Below are 1,933 nucleotides of genomic sequence, written 5' to 3' on the forward strand. Positions count from 1 at the left end.
CGGGGGAGGCGGCAGGACGACCGCCGGGTGCGGGCGCGGGTGCGCATGCGGGTGCCGGTGCGGGCCGGCGCTCGGCGAGCGGCACCACGGGCGGATGCGCCGCCGGCACGGCGCCGGCACCGCCGGGGTGGCGGGTGTCCGCCCCGCGCAGGAAGACGTGCCGTACGACGCGTTCGGCGGCGTGGCCGTCGTCCCAGGGGCAGAAGCGCGCCCGGAAGGCGGCGCGGCGGCGGCGGGCGTCCTCGGTGGCGTGGGCGCCGGTCGCGAGGAGGTCGATCAGCTCGTCGTCGCCGCGCGCCACGGGGCCCGGCGCCATGGCGGTGATGTCGAAGTAGGTGCCGCGGGCGTCGCGGTAGGCCTCCCAGTCGGGGGCGTGGATGACCAGGGGCCGGTCCAGTACCGCGTAGTCGAACATCAGGGACGAGTAGTCGGTGACCAGCACGTCGGAGGCCAGGCACAGCTCTTCGACCGACGGGTGCCGGGAGACGTCGAGCAGTCCGCCGGGCGGCTCGCACGGCAGCGGCTGCCCGGCGTGGAAGTAGTGGGCGCGTACCAGCACCACGAAGGAGGGGCCGAGCGCGGCCGTCAGGCGCACCAGGTCGAGCCACGGTTGCGGCCCGCGCCGGTAGTCGCGGTGCGTGGGCGCGTACAGCACGGCCGTCGCCCCCTCCGGCACGCCGAGGCCGGCGCGCAGGCGAGCCACCTCGGCGGCGGTCGCCCGCTGGTAGCGGTCGTTGCGCGGGTAGCCGAACTCCAGCGTCGTGTACGACGACGGATAGGCGCGCTCCCACACCCGGGTGGAGTGCGGGTTGGCGGAGAGGCTGAAGTCCCAGCGGTCGGTGTGGGCCAGCAGCCGCTCGAAGTCCATTCCGGCGGCGGCGGCCGGATACGGCATCAGGTCGAGGCCCATGTGTTTGAGCGGGGTGCCGTGGTGGGTCTGCAGGAGGACCTGGCCGTCCCGTTTGACGAAAGCGTGGGGGAGGTTGACGTTGCTGACGAGGTAGCGGGCGCGGGCCAGCGCGCTCCAGTACGCGGCGGAGCCGGGCGTCAGGCGCCGCACACCGGGCGGGAGGGTGTGCGCGTACTCGGGGCCGCATATCCACGCCGTGCGGATGCCGGGCACCAGCTCGCGGGCCTTGGCCTCGATGGCCGCCGGGTTGCACGCGTAGCCGCGGTTCCAGTACGCGGAGAAGACCGCGAGGTCGCCCTCGATCCGGCGGCGGCGCTGGAGGGCGTAGTGCGCGCGCAGGAGCGCCTTGCGCGCCGTCGTGCGCAGCCCGCGGAGCGGGACCGGTGCCGCGGAGCGGGCCCGGTCGGCGAGGGTGAGCAGCCGCAGGAGGCGGTGCGCTCCGCTGTGCACGAGCCGGCGGCGCAGCCGCGCGCGCGGCGGCTGCCGCCTGTCGGCGTGCCCGGGTGCGGGCCGGTACCTGCGGCAGTGCTCCCGTGCCCGCTTCAGGAACTCCGCGCGGGCCGCGCGGGGCAGCCTGCCGGGGCTGCGGTGGATGACGGCGAAGTGGTCGGTCATCCGCCGGTGCAGGGCGGGCCGCCAGCGCGCCAGCTCCGGGCGGGCGTCCAAGAGGGCGAAGAGGCGGTCGTACTGCGCGAAGACGTCGAAGTGCCGGCGTGTCGTGGTCGTCAGGATGCTGCCGCCGCGCCGCTGCCGGTAGTGCACGCACACCCGGTCGAGCGTGGCGAGGGTGCGGGCGGTCAGCAGCGCGTGGAACGACCAGGGGGTGTCCTCGTACGTGCCGGGCGGGAAGGTGAGCCCTTCGCGCTGGAGGAAGTCCCGCCGGTACGCCTTGCTCCAGGCGAACGCCGGGAGGCGCAGCAGTTCGGGCCGGTCCGCGAGGGTCCCGACGGCGGGGCCCGCGTCGGGGGAGAGGAGCTCSKGRTSGSCGTCTTCCGGAGCGGCACCTGGCGCGGCCCCGAGGCC

General features: G+C 75.9%; 1 protein-coding gene. It reads right to left on the reverse strand.

All coding sequences use genetic code 11. The features are described from left to right. Nucleotides 1-1,933, reverse strand: a 1,933-nt coding sequence (locus AB8Z75_RS34210) for a CDP-glycerol glycerophosphotransferase family protein (protein ID WP_369208928.1), incomplete at both ends; no start/stop codon positions are given.

The sequence above is a fragment of the Streptomyces sp. PU-14G genome (assembly GCF_041028275.1).
In the GTDB taxonomy this organism is placed as follows: Bacteria; Actinomycetota; Actinomycetes; order Streptomycetales; family Streptomycetaceae; genus Streptomyces.